The 18,219-nt window shown below is 41.4% G+C and carries 14 protein-coding genes; 8 read left to right on the top strand and 6 right to left on the bottom strand.

The window, feature by feature from the left end; genetic code table 11:
• The first annotated feature begins 126 nt into the window (after positions 1 to 126).
• The 3 genes from RMY16_RS24315 (at position 127) to RMY16_RS24305 (ending at position 3,028) form a co-directional block, all read left to right on the top strand.
• The gene (locus tag RMY16_RS24315; RefSeq protein ID WP_322738507.1) at positions 127 to 2,577 is read left to right on the top strand and encodes a hypothetical protein; all 2,451 of its coding nucleotides are present in this window, start codon (positions 127 to 129) and stop codon (positions 2,575 to 2,577) included.
• Positions 2,578 to 2,654: 77 nt separating this feature from the next.
• On the top strand, positions 2,655 to 2,885 hold the full coding sequence (locus RMY16_RS24310) for an addiction module protein (protein WP_322738506.1): 231 nt from the start codon (positions 2,655 to 2,657) through the stop codon (positions 2,883 to 2,885).
• Complete coding sequence (locus tag RMY16_RS24305) at positions 2,882 to 3,028, top strand: hypothetical protein (RefSeq protein WP_322738505.1); 147 nt, start codon at positions 2,882 to 2,884, stop codon at positions 3,026 to 3,028. The genes RMY16_RS24310 and RMY16_RS24305 overlap by 4 nt, the downstream gene beginning before the upstream one ends.
• A 231-nt stretch (positions 3,029 to 3,259) precedes the next feature.
• On the opposite strand, the gene RMY16_RS24300 is transcribed toward RMY16_RS24305, so the two are convergent.
• Positions 3,260 to 3,463, bottom strand: coding sequence for a hypothetical protein (locus tag RMY16_RS24300; RefSeq protein WP_322738504.1), 204 nt, complete (start codon positions 3,461 to 3,463; stop codon positions 3,260 to 3,262).
• Positions 3,464 to 3,745: 282 nt separating this feature from the next.
• Here RMY16_RS24300 and RMY16_RS24295 point away from each other — a divergent pair, with 282 nt between their 5' ends.
• Positions 3,746 to 4,267, top strand: coding sequence for a calcium-binding protein (locus RMY16_RS24295; protein ID WP_322738503.1), 522 nt, complete (start codon positions 3,746 to 3,748; stop codon positions 4,265 to 4,267).
• A 109-nt stretch (positions 4,268 to 4,376) separates the two neighbouring features.
• On the opposite strand, the gene RMY16_RS24290 is transcribed toward RMY16_RS24295, so the two are convergent.
• A complete protein-coding gene (locus tag RMY16_RS24290; RefSeq protein WP_322738502.1) occupies positions 4,377 to 6,593 on the bottom strand; it encodes an FUSC family protein in 2,217 nt (738 codons plus the stop codon).
• Between the two features lie 654 nt (positions 6,594 to 7,247).
• Between RMY16_RS24290 and glgP the strand changes: the two genes are divergently transcribed.
• Together glgP and RMY16_RS24280 are read left to right on the top strand one after the other, a co-directional pair.
• On the top strand, positions 7,248 to 9,461 hold the full coding sequence (gene glgP, locus RMY16_RS24285) for an alpha-glucan family phosphorylase (RefSeq protein WP_322738501.1): 2,214 nt from the start codon (positions 7,248 to 7,250) through the stop codon (positions 9,459 to 9,461).
• A gap of 419 nt (positions 9,462 to 9,880) precedes the next feature.
• The gene (locus RMY16_RS24280; protein ID WP_322738500.1) at positions 9,881 to 10,657 is read left to right on the top strand and encodes a Uma2 family endonuclease; all 777 of its coding nucleotides are present in this window, start codon (positions 9,881 to 9,883) and stop codon (positions 10,655 to 10,657) included.
• Positions 10,658 to 10,737: 80 nt separating this feature from the next.
• Here RMY16_RS24280 and ligA read toward each other — a convergent pair whose 3' ends face one another.
• Both ligA and glgB read right to left on the bottom strand, forming a co-directional pair.
• Entirely contained in the window at positions 10,738 to 12,774 is a 2,037-nt protein-coding gene (ligA, locus tag RMY16_RS24275) for an NAD-dependent DNA ligase LigA (protein ID WP_322738499.1), read from the bottom strand.
• Between the two features lie 578 nt (positions 12,775 to 13,352).
• On the bottom strand, positions 13,353 to 15,644 hold the full coding sequence (gene glgB, locus RMY16_RS24270; protein ID WP_322738498.1) for a 1,4-alpha-glucan branching enzyme: 2,292 nt from the start codon (positions 15,642 to 15,644) through the stop codon (positions 13,353 to 13,355).
• A gap of 26 nt (positions 15,645 to 15,670) precedes the next feature.
• Between glgB and RMY16_RS24265 the strand changes: the two genes are divergently transcribed.
• Entirely contained in the window at positions 15,671 to 15,844 is a 174-nt protein-coding gene (locus RMY16_RS24265; RefSeq protein ID WP_322738497.1) for a hypothetical protein, read from the top strand.
• Positions 15,845 to 15,866: 22 nt separating this feature from the next.
• Here the strand turns inward: RMY16_RS24265 and RMY16_RS24260 are convergent, their stop codons facing one another.
• Entirely contained in the window at positions 15,867 to 16,199 is a 333-nt protein-coding gene (locus RMY16_RS24260) for a hypothetical protein (protein ID WP_322738496.1), read from the bottom strand.
• 500 nt (positions 16,200 to 16,699) lie between these two features.
• Positions 16,700 to 16,912: a hypothetical protein gene (locus RMY16_RS24255; protein ID WP_322668662.1), complete on the bottom strand. Its 213-nt coding sequence runs from the start codon at positions 16,910 to 16,912 to the stop codon at positions 16,700 to 16,702.
• Between the two features lie 493 nt (positions 16,913 to 17,405).
• Here RMY16_RS24255 and RMY16_RS24250 point away from each other — a divergent pair, with 493 nt between their 5' ends.
• Entirely contained in the window at positions 17,406 to 18,086 is a 681-nt protein-coding gene (locus tag RMY16_RS24250; protein ID WP_322738495.1) for a hypothetical protein, read from the top strand.
• Positions 18,087 to 18,219 lie beyond the last annotated feature (133 nt).

Here is an 18,219-nt window from a genome sequence, read left to right as displayed (position 1 = left end):
ACTCAGCACTCAGCACTCAGCACTCAGCACTCAGCACTCAGCACTCAGCACTCAGCACTTAACTATATAACGTCGATACACGACAGATATATAATTGGTTAAACTTTAGTTCTTGAGCAAATAAATATGAGTAATTTTGATCATTCTCAGCATCGAAAAGATTATCTCATTTTATTAGTAATTTGGTTGATAGCATTAGCTATAGATAGAGCTTGGTTTTTCTTAGATGAATCGATTCCAGCCTTCGATCAAAGCGCACATTTAGCTACAGCATTACATCATTATAAAGTTTTTCAAAACTTCAATATCTTCTCAGGAGATTGGTGGTTATCTCTGTGGCAATTAACTCCAAGTTATCGCGCTCCTTTTGTATATATTTGCACTGTCCCATTTTTGATATTGTTTGGCCGTGGATATGACCAAGCAAGTTTGGTTAATTTATTATATACTGCGATGATTATAGTTTCAGTATATCAGTTAGGTCATTTTTTATTTAATAACCGAAAAACTGGCATAACTGCCAGTATATTTTGTGTGTTATTTCCTATTTTAGGGATTATTAGGACAGATTATTTATTAGATTATGGTTTGACAGCAATTGTTACAGTAACTTTTACAGTCCTGACAATTTGGAAAGATAGGTATATTGGGTTTTTGTCATGGGCGTTAACTATCCTATTGGGCGTTGGAATAGGTTTAATCTTGTTGGCTAAACCTACAGGTTTTATTTTTATTTTAGTTCCTAGTATTTGGGCATTAATTAGCTTAATTAAAAAACGCAGATTTATCAAGCTAATTCAAGCTTGTTTATCTTTGATGATAGCTTGGTTAATTTGTAGTTTTTGGTATGGCTTAAATTGGTTAACAATTATTACATCAGCATTAAACGCTAACCAAGTTGGAAAAAGGGAGGGCGATCCTTCTTCCACAACTATTGCTGGATGGTTATACTATCCACAAACGATCCCAGAAACCGTTGGTTTACCAATATTATGTGTGAGTATTGGCATTTTATTAGTTTATCTTATTAAATATAAATCTACTACTAATTTAATTTCAGAAAATCTCCATAAATCGGCTCGGATTTGGTTATTAGTTACCTTAGTAAGTAGCTATATAATTTGTTCTTTTGGCACAAATAAAGACATTAGATTTATTTTGCCATGTTTTCCGATAATTAGTTTAATATTGGCGGATTTATTCAATTTAATTGAGAATATATATTTTGATAAGCTGAGATTAGCCACTTTAGTATTAAGTTGCATAGTTTTACTAAACAATTTGTTTCCATTACCCCTAATTCAAGCATGGGGTGGTAGACATTTACCTAATAATGATGCTAAAGAATATCCTCTGGAGAAACTCATACACAAAATCACCGAAACAAATTTATATTTAAGGTCGAATTTAGGGGTAATTCCTGTTTCTACACCGCAGATAAATGAGTATACTTTAAATTATTTTGGGACATTAGCAGATTTTCGCGTATCTGGCAGAAAATTAACAACCAAATTATCTCAGATAGAGCAAGATTTACAATATTTTTGTTGGTATATTACTAGGGATAATGAACCATATAGACCTGGAGAAAGTGGAGAGACTAAACGAAAATTAAAATCTTTAGTCGAATCTTCTACTGATTTGAAATTACAAGGCGATTGGATATTACCTCATGGAGATAAAATGCGATTATATAGTTGCAAAAATCTTCCTGTAACTGTTGAAAAAATAAATAATAGCGAGTCTGTAACTAGTCTAGAAAAAGTAGCGATTTCTCAGCAATTAATTTTAGATAGAAACAACCCTGTAAACTATGAAATAACAGGTTCATGGAATGATTTGCAAAATGGTATATTACTGTTAAAATGGCAAAATGGCCAATCATCTTGGTATCACGATCATGCCATTGGCTTAGGTAATTTATACTGTGGCATCAAATGTCATCCTGAAGGAAGTTTCCGGGTGAAAGAAGCTTTAGCTACATTTATTCCTAAAACATTACCACTAGGAAAATATCAGCTATCAGCACTCTATTTAGATAGAAGAAACAACAAAACCACATCTTTAAATATTCCAGATATTACTGTAAATGTGACAGATGCAGGAACAGTAGAAAAATCGCCAGCTTTAGATTTAATTACCCGAACTTCACAGCTAGCACAAGAGTTACAACAGGGTAAATTAAATAATATCTTTGTGCAAATAGGTCATTTCAATCAATACGATCCTACTCAGGATTATTTAAAACAAATTGATTTCGCGGCTAATTATTATCTGCAAACAGAGCCAAATAATTTAAATTGGCGTTACACTTTAGTCTTATCACAACTTTTACAGCGCCAAGTCCCGGAATTAATCCAAAATTTAAAAGAATTAACTAAATATGATGCTAAAAATCCTTACACATGGATTTATTTAGCTTTTGTTTATTTATATAATTTTCAACCTACACAAGCTGAACCAAAATTAGCGATCGCAGAACAATTAAAACCAGATATACCAGAATTAAAAACTTTAAAAACTGTAACAAATATTATGAAATTTTTGCCACTACAATGGTTTGCTTCCAAGGAATAGGAGAAATGAGGAGCAACGTCGGTGTTACGATTGGATAGTTGAGCCTATAATTAGAATTGTTGGGGATACTCCAAAGGATGAGTGAAATTGCGGAAAAACTTAAACTCGAACTTTCTCAGCTTTCTGCAAAAGAACGTGCTGAAATCGCTTACTTTTTAATTCATTCTCTAGATGAGGGTATAGATGATAATCTAGAAACTGCTTGGGATACGGAATTAACCCAACGGTTAGAGGATATTAATTGCAAAACAGCTATTGGAGAATCATCATCTCAAGTTTTTTCTGAGTTACGAGAAAAATATTCGTGAAGTTTATTGTTATCCACACTGAAGCTCGGAAGGAGCTTGATGCTGCAATAGCTTATTATGAAGCTCAAAAAGTAGGCTTGGGGCTAGATTTACTATCTGAAGTGGAAAAAGTTATTCTTAAAATTCAGCAAAACCCCATTTAGGAACTCCACACAAGATTGAAGGAATACGTCGTTATGCTATTCAACGTTTTCCCTATCTGATTTTTTATACGGTGCTTGAAGAAGTGATTTGGGTTATTGCGTAGACGCTTTGCGGCTTGCCATTAGGCATCGCGCATGGTAAGCGCAAACCGAATTACTGGAAACAAAGAAATATTGAAATTTAACACTGATTTATTCTGACTCCTGAATTCAGAATAGCTGAATTCTTCTTCAATTACCTGATATTAGCTGTACCATCGCTGAGTGCATAGCAGTCAACCGCCGAACGATCTGATCGATCTCCAAATCTAATATGCTGTAATCAATGACTGCCTGACGAATCGGTGTATGTCCTTGATTGACAGCTAACTCTTCTATTCTGGCTGTACGCAGTGCTTGCAGGTGCGGCTGGATTTTTTGCAGTGTTTTTTCCAAATCAGGTAAGGGCGGTTGCTAGAGTCACGCTTTTTTTTCCCTGGTAAACAGCCATCACATTCCGAAAGTATTTGTGACATTCTCGCAGCGCTGTGGCGAGTTGACTTGTGTGTACACCGTAGACCCTAGCGGTTCAGATAAAGCATTTGGCGCTCTACACAAAATTTAATGCAAAATTATTAGAGATGGCATTAATTTATAAAATGTATAAAAAAACTGATGTTTTGTGTGCTGGCGTAATTACTATTACTTCAATTAAGTGTATGGATTTGAGGTGAATATATGGCAGTTATCAATGGTAATGATGGAAACAATAATATTGTTGGAACTTCTAATAACGACACATTGAGTGGTGGATCTGGTAATGACACTTTAACTGGTGGCGAAGGTAATGATTCTCTTGTTGGTGGAATTGGTAAAGATAGGTTGTTTGGTAATAGTGGCGCAGATATTCTCATCGGTGATTCTTTTGATGACACTTTAGTTGGAGGCTCTGGGAACGATACTCTTAGAGGTGGTGCCGGTAAAGACTTATATATCATCAATTCGCCAGATGATGGGATTGATGTCATTCAAGATTTTTCACCTGGTAAAGGCGATCGGATTCAAATTTCTGCCGCAAACTTTGGAATTGAGTTAAATAACGCTGGAGTTCCTCTAATTAATGAATTTACGTTTAGTTCTTTCAGTGCTTACTATGGTGGTGTTCTATATTTTGGTGATGCACAATTAGCACTGTTATATTCAGACTTCAACGGAGGAGGCAATTTTGCTGCTTTTAATAATTACATTACCTTTGTTTAAAACCTAACTCTACTATCAATTAGCAGCTATTTCAACGAAGAGGGCAAGGGGATAAATGCGATCGCTTATTTTATAGGTTGGATTGAGGCAACGAAACCCAATATTACTTTTATTTACCTGATATTAGCCGTACCATCGCTGAGTGCATAGCAGTCAACCGCCGAACGATCTGATCGATCTCCAAATCTAATATGCTGTAATCAATGACTGCCTGACGAATTGGTGTATGTCCTTGATTGACGGCTAACTCTTCTATCCTGGCTGTACGCAGTGCTTGCAGGTGCGGCTGGATTTTTTGCAGTGTTTCTTCCAAATCAGGTAAAGGTGGTGGGGGAATTTCCTGCTGTACCGAATCAGCTAACTGCTCTAACCCTAACGAAATTTGGCGGACAAAGGTTTCTAATTCTGGGAGTGGCACTGTTCCTCGGAAATGTTCGAGATGTACTGCCAAAACTGTCACGGCGTTAGCAAAACGTCCCATATACAGCATTAGTGTCATTACTGGTTCTACTAATTCTTGGTGCATTTGGGGTTCGCGCAGCAATCCTTGGAAGGAGGCTTGAGCATTGCCAATTGCCAGTCCAGTTTGTCGCCGTTGACTGATAATGCTGGAGTCACGCTCTTTTGTCCCCTGGTAAACAGCCATCACATTCTGAAAGTATTTGTGACATTCTCGTAGCGCTGTGGCGAGTTGACTAGGTAAACGATCGCGTTCCCAGTTTGGCCATAAAAAGTAATGGCTCGCAAAAGCCAGTCCCGCCCCAATTAATGTATTCAACACCCGAAAAGCAGCAAGTTGCCAACTAATAGGATGACCAATATCGATAATCAGTAAGACAAATATTGAGAAGAAAATCACTGAATACCCATAGTTGAAACCGATCAGGGAAACGCCAAAAAATACTGTCAGCAGAATGATGATGTCTAATACAGGCTTACTCGTGATGCTTGCAAGTAAGATAGCAGCTAAGACAGCTCCTAAGATTGTCCCGCCAACTCGCTGGAAAAACCGTTTGAAAGTTGCACCCAAGTTTGGTTTCAGGACTAATATAATTGTCAGTGTTACCCAATAGCCCATTGGTAAATTTGTAACGCTGTATAAGATCACGCCTACAGTTAGACTCACACCAATGCGGAGAGCATGGCGAAAGATTGCTGAGTCTAAAGTCAGGTTTTCTTTGAGTAAACTTAAGAGCGATCGCTGTTCTTCTTCAAATAAAAGCAGTCTATCTATATCTCGTTGACTCATTTTGCTGCGATCTTCCAGAGATTTAGCTGTCTGAGCCGTGTATTGCAATTGCTCGATCAGCTTTTTGAGCGTCAGCACCAAGTTAGTGAAAGCAACGAGGGTTGTGTAGTCGGTTTCACTCCCAGCAATTGCTTTTCTTTGCAGACTTTCTTGTTCTTTCAGTGCTTCATAGATGCGCTTGAGGTTTCCCAAGTCGATGCTAGCAGGCTTGCGAGATATGACTTTCGCTATGGCTTGAAGAATGAATGATATTTCTGCGAGTGCATCGTCTACTAATTGCTGGACTGTATGATATTGCTGTTGTTGGAAGTGAGTTTCTAGTAATTCTGTTAAGGCAACAACTAAACCAAGCAAGCGATCGCCATCCTGAATTAGTAGCAAAAATGGCTCATTTATCCAACTCCGAGACGACTGTCCAATCCGTAATGTACCTAAAGCAGTGCGTGCTGTTTCTAATGCTTTTCTAATTTCGAGAATATTTTCAGTTGTTGCTACTTTACCTATAAATGCCTGAATGTAGTTGGCGATCGCACTGAAACAATCAGCCAAAGCTAGCCGTATTGGCTCGTAAGGTCTAAAAGGCCACATTACTAAAGAGAGTAACATCGCCCATCCACCTGCAATTAGGCATAGTAGCGATCGCATGAGTGCAACTTCCAAGTTTCCTGGCTGTGCGATCGTGGTAATAAATGATATCCCTATTACTAGGCCGACATTGGCACCAGCATTACCGTACAGTGACGCAAAACCGGAAGCAATTCCCCAGAGAAGTGTCAGCACTACAGCTAGTACTGGAACTTGAGCGACTAGAGTACCCACAAATACTGAAGCAGTTATTCCCAAAGTAGCCTGTGCCATTGTCTTAGCTTTGATTTGGTAAGGGCCACCAATATTCGCTAAGTTGACAAAGTGAGCCATTAAACCAACGAATAATCCGCTTTCTCTTTGATTAATGAGTTGCCCAATTACCATGGGAACTCCCAACGCTAAAACAGCTCGTAAGCCGTTGGATATTGCTGGTTTTCCTGGCTCTGATTGGATCAGAAATCTGAAGAAATTACTTCGATTCAACTGCATTGTTTTTGTTAATAAAACAAAATTTTTATCGTCATTATCTTAATATTTTGATATATTCAAATTTATTCTAATTGATAATGGGCAATTAAGAGCTTTAATAAAAAGTGAATCTTATGATACATATTTTGCCACTTTATAATTCATTTTTAATTATTCTTTAACAGATATGAGTTTTATCGTGGATAACGGCATGTGCTGTGATTATCGGATAAAAAGCATTATTATGATGCAAATAACTGTAGTTAAAAATTGACTATTATCAAGACATATAAATAACTTTAGTTGCTGATTGTAAAAATATAAATAAATATTTACAATAAAATAAAAAAAGTAAAATAATGTCAACGAATTTGATAGAAAAAAATATTAAATCTGTCCAAAAGTAGAGATAATTTTTAGAAGACGAGAACAATAAAAACCATTTACTTGGATAAGGTTTGATGTCGAGAAACTGTTCCAACTTCAGGGGAGAATTCAGCACGTGAAAACTCCAGTGTTATAAACCTGAAGAGGAAATAAAAGGGACTGAGCATGGAAAAGAGGCATCGGGGCGGGGTGCAAAAGGGAAAATTCTCCCTTGCTCCCTGCTCCCTTGCTTCTTCCCCGGTTCCCGATACATAGAGAAAAAGTTAAGCGCGAGGACATAGATTTAGTATGGCTAATAGCAGTGCAATCACCGCAGCACGACACTTGAGTGAAAAGTTACCTTCACCGCTCAAACGTTTGGCAGATTTGGCTTATAACTACTGGTGGAGTTGGAGTGGCGATCGCATCTCCCTATTCCAAACAATTGATCCCCAAGAATGGGAACGCTGTGGGCATAATCCAGTCGCAATTTTAGAGTCGGCAACTTATGAGCGTCTGACACAATTAGCAGAAGACCCATTTTATCTAAAGCAGATATCCGCCCTCGCGCGTGAGTTTGACCAATACATCAACCAGCAAGATACTTGGGTCAGTCGAGTTGCACCGCAAGTATCTAGAGAGCATCCTATTGCTTACTTTTGCGCCGAATTTGGCATCCATGAATCTCTACCCGTCTACTCTGGTGGCTTGGGAATTCTCGCTGGGGATCACTTGAAATCATCATCAGATTTAGGTGTGCCGTTGGTTGGTGTTGGCTTGTTATATCGCCAAGGTTATTTTCGGCAACGCTTGAACCGCCAAGGTTGGCAAGAAGATTATTATATTGACAACCCCTTTGGCCACATGCCCTTGGAGTTAATTAAAAATGAGCAAGGGGAATCGGTGACTATCGAGTTACAAGTTCGCCAGCGGGTTGTGAAAGTGCAAATCTGGCGAGTGCAAGTTGGGCGAGTCACCTTATATTTATTAGATAGCGATCGCCACGATAACGATCCCATTGACCGCTGGCTGACGGGACACCTATACGGCGGTAACTTGGAAACCCGCATCGCCCAAGAAGTAGTCTTGGGAATTGGCGGTGTTCGCGCCCTACACGCCTTGGGTATTGAACCTTCTGTCTATCACCTCAACGAAGGACACGCTGCATTCTGCACCTTAGAAGTTGCGCGGGTAGAAATTGAACGGACTGGCAAATCTTTCTACGATATCGAAGCCAAGGTGCGCAACAGTTGTGTATTCACCACCCATACCCCCGTTCCCGCCGGTCATGATGTCTTTTCACCCGATTTAATCGACTCCTTCTTTGCCAGCTATTGGCCGCAATTGCGACTTTCCCGCGAGCAATTCTTGGCGCTGGGTGCAAGGCGATTGGGCGATCCTTGGGAACCCTTTGGGATGACCGTTTTAGCATTGCGGATGTCTCGTGCTTGCAATGGCGTGAGTGAATTGCACGGTCAAGTTTCCCGTAAAATGTGGACTGTTCTCTATCCACAGCGATCGGAAGATAAGGTACCAATTGGTTACATTACCAATGGCGTTCATGCACCCACTTGGACTGCACCCTTGTTAGGTGACTTATATGAGGAATATTTGGGAGAAGACTGGAAAAATCGCGCCGTCGATCCCAAAATGTGGGCTAAAGTTGACGAGATCCCCGATGAGGAATTGTGGTCGCGACATCTCATTCTTAAAGAAAGATTGATTGCTTTCACCCGTTATAAGGTGAAGAAATCACGGGAGTTGCGTGGCGAAAATCATCAACTCATTCAAGCAACTGAAAAACTACTCGATCCCAATGTGTTGACCATTGGATTTGCCAGACGTTTCAGCCCTTATAAACGCGGGGATCTGATTTTGCGCGATGCCGAACGCGCACTGAAGATTTTTGGTAATGCTCAACGTCCAGTACAAATTATCTTTGCAGGTAAAGCGCACCCAGCCGATGAAGAAGGTAAGCGAATTATTCAGCGCTTGATGGAATGGTGTCACAATTCCGGGATTATCAACCGAGTTGCCTTTATTGAAGATTATGACATTTACACTGGTCAAAAATTGGTGCAAGGTGTGGATGTTTGGTTGAATAATCCCCGTCGTCCTTTAGAAGCGTCTGGTACGAGTGGGCAAAAAGTCTGCTTCAACGGCGGTCTTAATTGCAGCGTTTTGGATGGCTGGTGGTGCGAAGGCTACCAAGCAGGGCCAGATGGCAAAGGAATTAACGGTTGGGCAATAGGTGAAGATGCTAATACTAGCGATCAAGAATTGCAAGATGGGATTGATTCGCGATCGCTTTATCAGCTGTTAGAAGAAGAAATCGTTCCTCTATACTATGACCAAGATGCCCAAGGCATTCCTCACCGTTGGGTGCAAATGATGAAAACGTCCATTAAAACGAATGCGCCGTTATTCAACACCGACAGAATGATTGCCGACTACGTTTCACAGGTATATGTCCCAGAGATTTCTAAGAGTGTGGAACCAATTTTAGCTAAAGTTCTGCTTTAGAGCATTTTTACTTTCCTGGTTAAATAGGGGGCGGGTTTTCTGCCCCTTTTTTTGCTCTTATATCATGTCCGCTTGATTGCTTATTAAACCCGAAGAACCCCACCCCGCCAAAGCTGCGCTTTGTCTCCCCTCCCCGCAAGCCTACGGTGTACACACAAGTTATCGAATTACTACCAGTTCTCGAATTACCCCACCCTAACCCTCCCCGTATGTATTGGGGAGGGAACCGGATTTTTCTTGTTTCCCCCCTTTACACGGGGGGACTATGGGGGGTAATTCGACTTGTGTGTACACCGTAGCCCCGCAAGCGGGGAGGGGTTGGGGGTGGGGTGTAATGACTGTGGTTAGTATAACTAATTATGCGGACATGATATTAGTATCGCTTGCGATAAGATCGAGAATAAATTCGTGCTGTTTTTATGGCAACCCAACTCAGCCAAGCCAAATCACCAACAGAACTGGTAATCTCTTGGGAAGCCTTGCCCAAAGATTTTCAACTAGAGGATGAACCAGTGGAGAATACCGGTCAGCCACTTTTAGCTGGTGCTTTGCGTGAAAGCCTAGAAATCAGTGGATTCATCCAACCCCAGATGTTGATAGCTTCAAACTTTGGTCTTTGTGCGACAGTCAACGAGCAATTTATTGCCAAAGCACCAGACTGGGTTTATGTGCCATCGGTTAATCAAGTGGTGGCTAACCGCAAAAGTTATACACCCAATTTAGAAGGAGATATTCCGGCGATCGCTATCGAATTTTTATCCGATACTGAGGGTGGAGAATATTCAGTCAAGCGAACTTATCCACCAGGAAAATGGTTTTTCTACGAGCAAATTTTGCAGATTCCCATTTACGTGATTTTTGAACCTGATGGCGGTTTATTAGAATATTATCAACTGGAAAATAAGCGCTATGAGTTAAAGCAACCCGACGAAAATGGTCGTCATTGGATTGATGTAATGGGCTTATTTTTAGGAACTTGGCAAGGAACAAAAGAAGGTCGCACTGCGTATTGGTTGCGCTGGTGGGATCGAGATGGTTGTTTGTTACCGTGGGCTGTAGAACAGATTGAACAAGAACGTCAACGCGCTGAACAAGAACGCCAACGCGCTGAACAAGAACGTCAGCAAAAAGAACGACTGATTGCTTACTTGCAATCTCAAGGTATTGACCCGAACAAGTTACCCCCGTTTGAGTAGAAGTAATTTATGAATTTTCCTTACGATAACCATCCGATTGTGCAAAAAAACTCGTTTGCTATAGCAATTCTGAATCATTTTCAATCTTCAAGCATTTCTAATAATTGCCCCTCACTTAACTGCATAATCCCCAAGGAAATTGCTTTTTCTAACTTGGAACCGGCATCTTCTCCTAAAACTAAATAATCGGTTTTTTTACTAACTGAATCAGTCACTTTCCCCCCAGCTTTTTGAATCAAATCCTTCGCTTCATCCCGCTTCAAGGTGGGCAATGTTCCCGTAATTACAAAAGTTTTACCTGCAAACTTTTGATTACCGTCACCAACTATTTTTGTTTCTTCGGTGGCAGTTAATTGCAATCCTTCTGCTTGCAAGCGTTCTATCAATTTTTGGTTAGCATCAATCCGAAACCATTGGTACACAGATTGGGCAATTTCACCACCAATACCGTAAATACCTTCAATATCTGATTGCTTTGTTGTAGCTAACTGGTCTACAGTGAAATATTTCTGAGTCAACAATTGAGCGTTGACACTGCCAACGTGACGGATGCCTAAACCATACAATACCCTTGACCAAGGTTGATTTTTTGACTGAGCGATCGCATCGATTAATTTCTCTGCCGACTTTTTCCCCATCCTTTCTAATGCAGATAACTTCTCTGCTGTCAACTCATATAAATCGGCAACGGAATGCACCAAACCTTTATCAACGAGTTGATATACCAACTTTTCGCCCATACCTTTAATATCTAAGGCATCACGACTTACCCAATGTTCAATGGAACCTTTGAGAATTGCTGCGCACGAAGCATTAACGCACCGAGTCACCGCCTCACCTGATTCTCGCACCACCAATTGGCCACAGACTGGGCAATGGGTGGGCATAACGAAAGGTTCAGTGTCAGCGGGACGGAGTTCTTTGATTACCCTCAGCACTTCTGGGATGATTTCCCCAGCTTTGCGGACGATGACAGTATCCCCAATGCGGATATCTAATTGAGTAATGCGATCGCTATTATGTAAAGTTGCACGGGAAACTGTTGTCCCCGCCAGTTGCACAGGGCGCATCTCGGCTAACGGTGTTAACGCCCCCGTTCGTCCCACATTTACAGCAATATTTTCCACACGGGTAGGTGCTTCTTCCGCTGGATACTTTAAAGCGATCGCCCAACGGGGAAATTTTTGCGTAAATCCTAGCTGTTCCTGAAGTTTAAAAGAATTCAGCTTCACCACTACCCCATCAGTCATGTAGGGTAAATTCAGCCGTTCCGTATCCCAGTATTCATAATATTTTGCCACTTCTGCGATCGAAGCACAGAGTTTGTGGTTGGGGTTGACTCGAAAACCCATCTTTTCCAACAACTCCAACGCTTCCCATTGGGTATTGGCAATACTGGTGTCATCTCTACCAGGAATGTGCAGGGTGTAGCCAAAGAAATCTAACCGCCGTTTAGCGACAATGCGAGAGTCTAATTGCCTGAGTGTACCAGCTGCGGCATTGCGGGGATTGGCAAATAATTGCTCACTTGCTTTTTGCCTTTCCTCGTTGATTTGTTTAAACACTTCCAACGGCAAAAACGCCTCGCCTCGCACTTCCACCCTTTCTAGAATTTCTAAACCTTCAAAATTCAAACGTAAGGGAATTGAGCGAATTGTCCGCACATTTTGGGTGATATCTTCACCCGTTACCCCATCACCCCTAGTTGTGCCTCTAACTAGAATGCCATCTTGGTAAGTAAGAGCCAAAGCAGAACCATCAATTTTCAGTTCAGTGACATATTCCACTGAATCTATTTTCGGTACTTGTCGCCGCCAACGCTGATCCCATGCTTGCAACTCATCAATATTGAATGCATTTTCCAAACTGTACAAGGGTATATTGTGCCGCACCGAGGTAAATTGTGTTGCTGGCCTCTCACCTACGCGCTGAGTCGGGCTATCGGGTGCTGTTAATTCTGGATATTGAGTTTCCAGTTGTTGCAATTCTCGATATAGTTGGTCATAGATTGCATCCTCCATAATTGGAGCATCTAGGACGTAATAAGCGAAGCTTGCTTGTTGCAACAACTGACGCAATTCTTCTGTGCGCTTTACTTCAGGCTTAATCTGTGTCATAGAATTATAAAATATCTAGGATTAGGGCTAACAAATCATACATTTGTACTATACAAAATTTAGGCTTTTGAGTCATATCAAAAGCTAAATAAGTTTTACCAAATCCCCCGCGATCCAATACTTGCATAGGGCGAGCGCATCGCAAAACTTTGTCTCAGCAGAACAAGTGAAACTGTGACAACACATTATACAAAGTGCATCTATCTACAGTTAGTCCAATCTGTAATTCCTTTTCCACAATCATCTTGATGTGCATCATGTTTATTTAAAGCAAACTAGATGTGGAACAGCTTATCAAGGGCATTTCCATCTTCGTCATATTGGTAATTGCCGAGAATGTCAATGACCTTCGTTATCGTGAAAATCCTTAGTGAATACGGCTTTTAAGCTTAACCCGGTTTTCTGTTCTGATGATACTCATACCTCTATATAAAAGAATGTAGAGACGTAGCAGTGCTATGTCTCTACAAGGGTAATAATGCATATTTAATTTCACCAGAGTCTATTAGAAAACTGGCTTAAGTAGCTGTGAATAGGCAAAATTATGTGTAGGATGGGCATCGCCCCACCCTAAATTGTTATCCAATTACCTCAGCAGTCTTCTTCTTATCCAACTTGAGAATCAACACACCCAAAGGTGGTAAACACAAATCTAGCGAATAAGGACGGCTGTGCAAAGACCAATCATCCGTCCATTTACCGCCTAAGTTGCCCATATTGCTGCCGCCATACTGACGCGCATCGCTATTGAACAACTCAGTATAAAATCCCTTTTGCGGTACACCAATGCGGTAGTGAGAATGGGGTTGCGGTGTAAAATTGCAAACAACGATCGCAAAATCATCAGAATCCTTGTCACGACGAATAAAGGAAACTACACTATGGCGATTATCGCTACAGTCAATCCACTCAAACCCCGGTTCAGCAAAATCCTGGGTGTACAAAACTGGCTCAGAACGGTAGAGATGGTTCAATTCCCGGAAAAACGTTTTTAACTGTTGGTGGGCTTCATGCTGTAATAAATGCCACTCTAAATCAGCCCAAGCATTCCACTCACTCCACTGCCCAAACTCCATGCTCATAAACATGGTTTTCTTACCTGGGTGAGCAAACATATAGCTAAATAAACAACGGATATTAGCTAACTTCTGCCATGTATCCCCCGGCATTTTGCCGATGATATTGCTCTTACCATGCACCACTTCATCGTGGGACAGAGCCAGCATGAAGTTCTCACTGTGGTTGTACCACATACTAAAGGTGATGTTGTTTTGGTGGAACTGGCGGAACCAAGGATCCATGCTGAAGTAATCCAGCATATCGTGCATCCAGCCCATATTCCACTTCAAGTTAAAGCCCAGTCCGCCTGTGTAGGTGGGCCAAGATACCATTGGCCAAGAAGTCGATTCTTCCGCAATTGAGAGAATACCGGGGAAATAGCTAAAGATAGTGTGATTTACCTGACGCAGAAAATCTGCGGCTTCTAAATTTTCTCTGCCGCCGTACTGGTTGGGCAGCCATTCTCCTGGTTCGCGGCAATAGTCGTTATAGAGCATCGAGGCAACAGCATCGACACGAATCCCGTCAATGTGGTATTTATCAAACCAAAAGAGGGCATTTGCTGCCAGGAAATTGCTAACTTCATGCCGACCGTAGTTGAACACCAAAGTACCCCATTCTTTATGTTCGCCTTTGCGGGGGTCAGCGTGTTCGTATAGGTGGCTACCATCAAAGAAAGCTAAACCATGTCCATCTTTGGGGAAGTGACCAGGAACCCAGTCTACAATTACCCCTATCTCATTTTGGTGACATTTGTCAACAAAATACATGAAATCTTCGGGTCTGCCAAAACGCGAGGTAGGGGCATAGTAACCAGTTACTTGATAACCCCAAGAACCATCAAAGGGATGTTCCGCAATGGGTAGAATTTCTATGTGGGTGTATCCTAATTCTTTGACATAAGGAATGAGTCGGTCAGCTAGTTCCCGGTAGGTAAGAAAACGTGCGCCCGGTTTCAGTTCCGAAACCACAACTACAGGTTCCGTTTCACCATTGGGGAGTTTCGCTGGTTCCGCACTCGAAGCGTGTAACCAAGAGCCTAAATGCACTTCGTAAACTGAAACCGGCTGAGTTAGCGGGTCAGTACGACGCCGCTTTTCCATCCAGTCTTCATCACTCCAACTGTAAGTATCTAAATCAGTGACAATAGACGCGGTTTTCGGGCGAGGTTCTTGCTGAAAACCATAGGGATCGGATTTTTCGTAAATGTGTCCTTCAAAATTTTTGATTTCATATTTGTAAGACTCCCCTACACCAATTTCAGGAATAAACAATTCCCAAACCCCGGTGGGGCCTTTACGCATCTGGTGTTTACGCCCATCCCAGAGGTTGAAGTCTCCCAACAATGAAACATTGCGAGCGTTGGGTGCCCAAACTGCAAAATAAACGCCTTTAACGCCGCCTATTTCCGTAGGGTGCGCTCCCAGTTTTTCATATATCCGATGATGGTTGCCTTCACTAAACAAATGCAAGTCAAAGTCTGTCAAGTTGGGAGAACGGAAAGCGTAAGGGTCATAGGTAACACGCTCATGTTCCCCTTCTTTAATCCGTAACTGGTAGTTTGCTAGTTCTGGAGTGTCAATCATGCATTCAAAAAAGTGAGGATGATGCACTGTTTGCATTGGGTATTCCTTGCGTTGTTCAGGAAGAACGACCCATGCTGCACTTGCATTTGGTAGGTAGGCCCGCACAGCCCAGACAGTTTTGCCATCTTGCTCTATGGGATGAGAACCTAGTATTTCAAAGGGATCGTTATGCTGATTCCAAACGATGCTGTTAACCTGTTCAGGGGCGATCGTGGTCATGGACATGAAGCTACCTAAGTGAAATAACGTGATTGACTAAATCTACTTTTTTAAAATCTATATATATTCTTTACATTTATTTGCAATTTTGTCGCCACCGTTATCCTACATCAGAATGGGGAATGGGGAATGGGGAATGGGGAATGGGGAATTGGGCAATGGGCAATGGGGCAATGGGCAATGGGGCATTGCAAGAGGATGAATGACTAATGACTAATAACGAATTTATCAAAAATTTAAAAATGGGAAGAACTGAAGTAAGGTTTTACGTATACGAAGCAAGAAAACCTGTTCTCGAATTTTGGGGTCTAGTTTTGGGGGCGGGCCTTCTTGCAGCTGCGCTTGTAATTGGATGTATTCGGCAGCTGTTAGGAATTTGCCATCAATAGGCGATCGCGCTTCTATAATAATCTTTGTCCGTAATATTTCTTCTGGGGTATCCTCTGGTGGCGGTAATGCTATTACTGCCGATCTGCAATAGCTACTTAAGGCAATCGAGGTGGCACTAATTACAATTAAACTCAGTAATTTTATAGACTTTCTCGTTTTAACTCTCCTCATTACCTGAACTACCTTCACAACGCAGGATGAAAATCTGTTTTTCCCATACCCAAATTTTCCCAATAAAAATCTGGCAATATCAAGGGAGATTACCAGGTCTTTCCTGATACGGAATAGACTATGGGAATGCTCAAGAGCAATTGCCAGCGATCGCGATAAATTATTTTACCCTCTCAAAACTCAGTAGTATAAGCAATTTAAAATGCCAAACGAGAGAAGTATTTGCGTACAAAATAGCTTAGATTCACTCAACTCCCTTGGACTAGTAACAAGGTTTGAGCGGGCAGGACTTTTAGAAGGACACTTGGTAGAGGACATAACCCTCTTTACCAGTGTCCTCTACTTCCTGCCCTACCTAGTTGATATTTGAGCAAACTCTAGGCTCTGATAAACCAGCATAAAAATGAGGTTTTTTTCAATCCAATTAATTCGAGCTATGTAGTGAGGAATGCTGTCACTAAGTAGTTCTGGGCGCGATTTAAACTAAAGTTTAAGATGCCTTATTTAGGAGTAGCAGGAGCAGTCGTTGCGGGAGCAGCAGGAGTAGTCGCTGCGGGAGTAGCAGGAGTAGTCTTAACAGCAGGCGCATCAGTTGGTTCACCTGTAGCAGCTGGAGTAGAAGTACCAGCACCATCACCACCACCACCTTCACAGGCCCCAAGAATTGCAGCCAGACTTAACATTAGAGCAAAACCAAAGATTTTTGTTTTCATAACTCCTCTTTCACCAATTGTGGCTAGAACAATTTTTCACCTGTTGAATACGATACCGTATTTATTGCTTTTTTTAAATTCTGCGAGACTACATACTAAAAAAAAACAATCCTTTGGGGTATTGTTTTTGGAATTACGTATTCTGATTAGTTTCTCTTAACTCAGAAGCAAAACGAAAATTACCAACTTATTTCGCAAACGAGGCTATGATAGCAAAAAATTTTATTTTTTTCACAGAGTATTGCATCTGGCTACCTGACGTTGCCATACTTTAGGTGCGATACCTAAAGGGTAAGCTGTCCAGTTTCTAATCACTGATTGCAAACATTGCATATCTAGGGGATGCAAACATTGATACAGCTACCCATCAGAAAAGTTAAAAGGGTGTAGTCTGTTATGTGTGCTTGTTGCACAGAAGGTGATTTTAACCTTAGCAAAACAGACAATCAATTTAAAGTGCAGTATTTTCCATCTAAAAAAAAATTAAAAATTTATGGTAGTTGGTCGTAAATCTACTGTTTCTACACGGGGTAATTGGTTCCGGCGAGATTCTATCCTTTCTTTAGGAAGGCGACGCTCTGCGCGTATGGAGTCAGCAGCACGGAGCGCTTCTACAGCAGTATCCTCTCAAAAACAACACCGTCCCTCAAAAAAATTAGCGGTTTCTCCCACAAATGACGCAGTTATAGCCAAATCGGTGAAAGAGTTGGGTAGACAACAATTACCAAATCTCAACGAACAGTTGAATGCGAACCAAAAAAGTCCGAGGGAAGGTTTTCTTGGGCTTCCGACAATGCCTAATTCTAGAGTTACACCTTTGTGGTTGCTGCGCTTGTATACCTTTCATCGTTATTCGTCAGTTGTGGCGTTTTTGTTAGTAGCATCGACACTTGCTGTTTATGCTTGGACAGTCTATTCTCAAGAGCTTTGGGGTCAGTCATATCGCAGACTGCAAAACCTCCAACGTCATGAACGGCTGCTAACAACAACCAACGCGACGCTGAAAAATAAAATGGCTAATGAAGCAGAACAACCAACAGCAGGGCTGGTATCGCCAACTCCTGAAGGAATGATTTTCTTGCCTCCAGCATCTCAGAGTCATAAGCCAGTATCGCCTAACACAACGCCAAATTCTGAAACGCAACCGCGAACACTCTCGCCACTGGGATACTAATTTTTAAGAGTCATTTGTCATTTGTCATTAGTCATTAGGACTGAGACTTCTGGTTAATCACAAAAGGCAACAGACAAGGGACAAAGGACGAACCCAATGCAGAAGTCACCAAGCAGAACAAAATTCAGAAAGT

Origin of the sequence: Nostoc sp. DedQUE12b (assembly GCF_034530835.1) — a bacterium.
In the GTDB taxonomy this organism is placed as follows: domain Bacteria; phylum Cyanobacteriota; class Cyanobacteriia; order Cyanobacteriales; family Nostocaceae; genus Nostoc.
Note: the sequence above shows the minus strand (reverse complement) of the source record. Positions and strands in the feature narration are given on the sequence as shown.

Bases quoted from the DNA above. Each gene is read 5' to 3' on its own strand.
- RMY16_RS24315 (WP_322738507.1), top strand. From the start codon at position 127: ATGAGTAATTTTGATCATTCTCAGCATCGAAAAGATTATCTCATTTTA.
- RMY16_RS24310 (WP_322738506.1), top strand. From the start codon at position 2,655: ATGAGTGAAATTGCGGAAAAACTTAAACTCGAACTTTCTCAGCTTTCT.
- RMY16_RS24295 (WP_322738503.1), top strand. From the start codon at position 3,746: ATGGCAGTTATCAATGGTAATGATGGAAACAATAATATTGTTGGAACT.
- RMY16_RS24290 (WP_322738502.1), bottom strand. From the start codon at position 6,593: ATGCAGTTGAATCGAAGTAATTTCTTCAGATTTCTGATCCAATCAGAG.
- glgP (WP_322738501.1), top strand. From the start codon at position 7,248: ATGGCTAATAGCAGTGCAATCACCGCAGCACGACACTTGAGTGAAAAG.
- RMY16_RS24280 (WP_322738500.1), top strand. From the start codon at position 9,881: ATGGCAACCCAACTCAGCCAAGCCAAATCACCAACAGAACTGGTAATC.
- ligA (WP_322738499.1), bottom strand. From the start codon at position 12,774: ATGACACAGATTAAGCCTGAAGTAAAGCGCACAGAAGAATTGCGTCAG.
- glgB (WP_322738498.1), bottom strand. From the start codon at position 15,644: ATGTCCATGACCACGATCGCCCCTGAACAGGTTAACAGCATCGTTTGG.
- RMY16_RS24260 (WP_322738496.1), bottom strand. From the start codon at position 16,199: ATGAGGAGAGTTAAAACGAGAAAGTCTATAAAATTACTGAGTTTAATT.
- RMY16_RS24255 (WP_322668662.1), bottom strand. From the start codon at position 16,912: ATGAAAACAAAAATCTTTGGTTTTGCTCTAATGTTAAGTCTGGCTGCA.
- RMY16_RS24250 (WP_322738495.1), top strand. From the start codon at position 17,406: ATGGTAGTTGGTCGTAAATCTACTGTTTCTACACGGGGTAATTGGTTC.